We start from the raw sequence: 4,358 nt of genomic DNA on the forward strand, positions 1-4,358 counted from the left end.
ATCATCAGAATGATTTGTGGACTGAGCTTCAGCCCCGTTAGCGTGATAATAGCCGACATCAACGTTGCAGGAACCAAAACAAACCAAATTGGAATTTGTTTACCTGCCAGAAAAAAGCACCACCGTGGAAAAATCACTCCCCATTTCTGAATAAGTCCCAGCGTGAGAATTCCACCGCCAATACATAATCCTCCCAGTATGGCTTCAGCTAATAAATTGTCTTCATTTCCAACCATTGATGCGTCGTTTGTCCCCATAGGGATTCCCAACGCCCACGCCCATCGGACAATACCGTATGGCAATGCCATAAGTACTGCCGAATAGGTAAACCATTTTCCCCACTTTGCCGCTGCTTTAGTTGATGATCGTTCTGCAGCGTCTTTCCTGCCACAATGGCCGCAAGCATTCTGTGTATGGCGAAAATATGCTAATGCAGAAGCGCCCCATAAGAACCCGCCAATTATACAAAAAACTTGATTAATCACTCGCCAATCCAGCAGATCAAAATGAAGCATAAACAAATAAGCAAAGTTCTGTGCAATTCGCGAATCTGGTACGATAAATAGAAGCGTCACACTCATTATCCAAGCAAAGGAAAGTATGATGGCTCGAGGAAAACGACTTCCCCATGACTTGATCATCGCTGTCGCTGCCACTGCACCTGCCAATCCAGCTATGGCAATGACCGGCCCCCCGACATCAACATTAAAATTTGATAAAAATGATCCCATCATTTCTGACCGTGAATCGTTTTTACCGAAAGGAAATCCGTTTCCGCCCAGTAACCAGTACAGCCCGAGCAAGCCGTATATCAGGGACCATAGTGCAGCTGCATATCCGGTCCACTGTGGCCACCGCGAAAACCAGGAAACATGTGTGGAATGATTGATATTTATTTTCGGCTCCATTTTCACCCTCCCTAAAGTATTCTCTTACTAAAAACGTACCTTCCTTTACAAGAGAATAGCTTTCTTCCTTGCTTCATGATTTTGCTCCTAATGAAGAAAAGAGCAGATCCTTCAGCAGAAATGCGCCCGATTGTTGAACAAAAAAGCAAATTTTCCCCATGTCTATTCATTATTCCGTTTTGGTTTTTGCAGCATTCTGTATACGAGATCTTCTTTGATACTGCAGGACGGTAAGACCTAGTGAAATCCCCCAGACCAAGAACAGGGAATACCAAATGTAACCCCAAATGACTGGATGTAAATTTGAATCTTGATAAATAAATTGTGGGGAAGATGCCACACGGCCAATTTCTATAAAAAATCTTAAATAATAAAAACCGAGCCCCCAAAACGTCAACCCGACTGATGAGATCCAACCAAATGTAAGCAGCATTAAACGAGGAATTCTTCGACCCCATGATGATATAAATGAAAGGGTAAAAATTGCTGCCAGAACAGCTGCGAAACCCATCATCCAAAACCCAATAGCTATTGACCAGCCATTATCAGTGAAGGATTGATCGTCACCTGGAAAAGCTGCAGATATTCCCATCCCCCACCAAAGATGTGGTGCGGCGTATAAGAGTGCAGAAGTACATGCCACATAGGCCCATGTTGTTGATTCCGGTTTCACTTTTCGAAGCTTCAATTGATCCACCCTCTATCCCTTTTTAAATCCCTTTTATCATGGTATGAGATAGAAAATGAGTCATGTATAATTTTATTCATTTGAATTGTATATAACGATTACCCTCGAAGCTGTCAAAAACGCCTTTGCGCCAAGGGATGTGGATAAATCAACGTTTGGATATGCTTGCCAGTAAAACAAAGTGAGGTTTTATTAATAAATTGAAAACTCTGCTGACTACTCTACAGGATTTTTATTTAACTTATTTTAATGGTCAATAACCACTACTCGAATTCGTCATGGAGATGACCTTGAAGTTATGGTGTTACAGGGCCGTTTTTTGATTCTCCAAGTCTATCAACACTTCTTCACTCAAGTGACCACTAATCAGATTAATGTTCCCTGAAGAAGAAAAGTCTTTAGGCATGAGTCCATTTAGCGGAATGGTAAAGGACGCTATTCCTAACTTTTGATACGTTTCTCCGATAAGCTTGCTGCAAGTGTAATCTTTACTTTTTGAAGTAATAGAAAAGAACCTGCCTTCTATTACCTCCTCAATCATCTTCCATTCAGACGGATTTGGGATTCCATGTACTTCTTTCATATATTCTACTAATTTAAGTTCATCTACCGGCCGATCCAGGTTAAGTGAACGCACGGCATATTGAGGCGGTTCATACGGGTTTATATCTTGTCCATATGTTTTAAGACGATCGATTAATTTAACGACCTTTGGACCCGGCAGGTTGTCATGCATAAACTCATCTTGTATATTCGTTAGTGCAGTTGATTCCCAGAAGTAAACTTCCCCTTCCGGATTCGGCCGGTATACCATACCTGCGTGAGACCACATGCTGTTTTCAAGGCTTTCTACTAGTTTGCTAATCGGGTATTTCCCACTGAATAAAACTAAATCCCCTGTTTTGAGAGTTGGATAAAGTAAAGCAAATGACGTTGAATCCATTTTCATCCTCCTTTTAAATAATTTTCCAAAGTGGATCCTATGCTATAATTATACGGTAAGAAAATGAACTAGGAGTATCTTTATGAAAAAATATTACGGTGTGTATATCATAATCTTTTCCTTTATTTTCATGTTTCTACCAATCAGCTGCACACCCGCAAGTGCAGTGTCTGAAAGTATAGTTATCCCTGAAAACCTTCAAGAATTAAATCTTTCCAGTCGGCTGAAATTCTTTTTAGATAAAGATAATCTTATAGATGAACAGATACTCGATAAGGAAAATGAATTTGTCCCATTATCAGAAACAGATCAATCCGGAGATCTATCAGATGCCAGCTATTGGTTGAAAGCGGATTTAACGAATCAATCTGAAGATACAAGGAATCTGCTGCTCGAAATTCAGAAACCCCATCTAAGTTCAGTCACTTTATACAGCATAAAAAATAATCAGCTCATCAAAGAAGAAACGTTAGGATACCGTTTTCCTTTTGACACAAGAGAGTATAAACACCGCAATTTGGTCTTTGAACTTTCCCTGCAGCCGTCGGCTTCTACTACATATTTATTGAAAATTCAAACGGATAGTTTCTTTCAGGCTCCTGTGTCTCTTTGGGATCCAATTGCCTTCTCAGAAAACAACTATACTAAACAGTCTATCTTCGGTATTTTTTATGGAATAATGTTTGCCATGATTATATACAATAGTTTCTTATTCATTTCCTTGAAGGAAAAAAGTTATTTATACTACATTTTATTTATTATTGGTTTTACTATCATGCAAACCATTTGGGACGGCTTTGCATTTCAATGGCTTTGGGGAGACTTTCCATGGTGGGCTTTGAGGTCAAATTCCTTTTTCATCCTATGGTCTTCACTATTTGCGTTACAGTTTGCCAGGCATTTCCTTCAACTTAAAGAAAAAGCTCCTGCACTGAATAAGGCAGTGACGTATTTCAATAGCATTTGTGCAGGTTGTTTACTACTCCCTTTTATTCTTAATGTTGGGACCGTCACCATGATAAGCACTGTTATTGCGACCATCTTCCTGGTGTTTATTATTGCGATAGCATTAAAGGTCAGATTGACAACAAGAGAGGCAAAATTTTTTATCGCAGCGTGGACACTCCTCTTCGCGGGAGTTCTGTTAAATTTATTAGCAGCCTACAAGATACTGCCTCTAACCAATCTTACTTTATACGCACCTAAAATTGGTGCTGTAGTGGAGGTCCTGGTTCTTTCATTGGGTTTAGCAGACAAGATCAAAAGAATCACGAAAGAAAAAGAGCAGGAATCCAGAAAGTACTATATACAAACCCTTCTGCAGAATTCATTTAAACAGTTGTCGACCATAAAAGAATTCAAGGCATTAACAGAATCAGGTTTAACGTGTTTAATGGACATCACCCAATTTGAGAAAGGGTTATACCTTATGAAAGAAGGTACAGCCTGGAAATGTGTCTCGAATGCAGGGAATCTGGAAGTAAAAGATCACATAGAATTTGAAAGTGGATCCAAAGAAAAATATTTGTACATGAAGGATGTTGATGAAACCGGAAACCCTTTTGGACTCAACCACAGTTCCGGTTCGATATTGGCTATCCCGATTCATTGTGATTCCCATATAGGATTGTTCATTGTCTGCAGTCAGCAAAAGGAAAAGCTGGATTCATCAGTAACAGGCAGCCTCCTCTCTTCTTTCAGTGACCAGTTCACAGCTTTGGTAGACAATATAAACAGCTTTCAGGCGCTCAAAAAATCTGCCATGTTCGACCACTTAACCAACCTTTTAAACCGTAAGTACTTCTTAGAGAAAGTGAAT

4 protein-coding genes are annotated in these 4,358 nt (G+C 39.8%); 1 reads left to right on the forward strand and 3 read right to left on the reverse strand.

What is annotated here, in order from left to right:
- The 3 genes from HP456_RS20435 to HP456_RS20445 all read right to left on the reverse strand — a co-directional run.
- On the reverse strand, nt 1-908 hold a 908-nt coding region (locus HP456_RS20435; RefSeq protein WP_172254547.1), incomplete at its 3' end, for a hypothetical protein.
- Nucleotides 909-1,077: 169 nt separating this feature from the next.
- On the reverse strand, nt 1,078-1,596 hold the full coding sequence (locus tag HP456_RS20440) for a DUF3995 domain-containing protein (protein WP_246289308.1): 519 nt from the start codon (nt 1,594-1,596) through the stop codon (nt 1,078-1,080).
- 304 nt (nt 1,597-1,900) lie between these two features.
- Complete coding sequence (locus HP456_RS20445) at nt 1,901-2,539, reverse strand: hypothetical protein (RefSeq protein WP_172254549.1); 639 nt, start codon at nt 2,537-2,539, stop codon at nt 1,901-1,903.
- 82 nt (nt 2,540-2,621) lie between these two features.
- On the opposite strand from HP456_RS20445, the gene HP456_RS20450 reads away from it, so the two are divergent.
- A partial coding sequence (locus HP456_RS20450; RefSeq protein ID WP_216663368.1) for a 7TMR-DISM family protein occupies nt 2,622-4,358 on the forward strand: 1,737 nt, incomplete at its 3' end.

This window comes from Bacillus haikouensis (assembly GCF_013179555.1).
Taxonomy (GTDB): domain Bacteria; phylum Bacillota; class Bacilli; order Bacillales; family Bacillaceae_B; genus Rossellomorea; species Rossellomorea haikouensis_A.

Coding starts and splice junctions, on each gene's coding strand:
- HP456_RS20445 (WP_172254549.1), bottom strand. CDS start 2,539: ATGGATTCAACGTCATTTGCTTTACTTTATCCAACTCTCAAAACAGGG.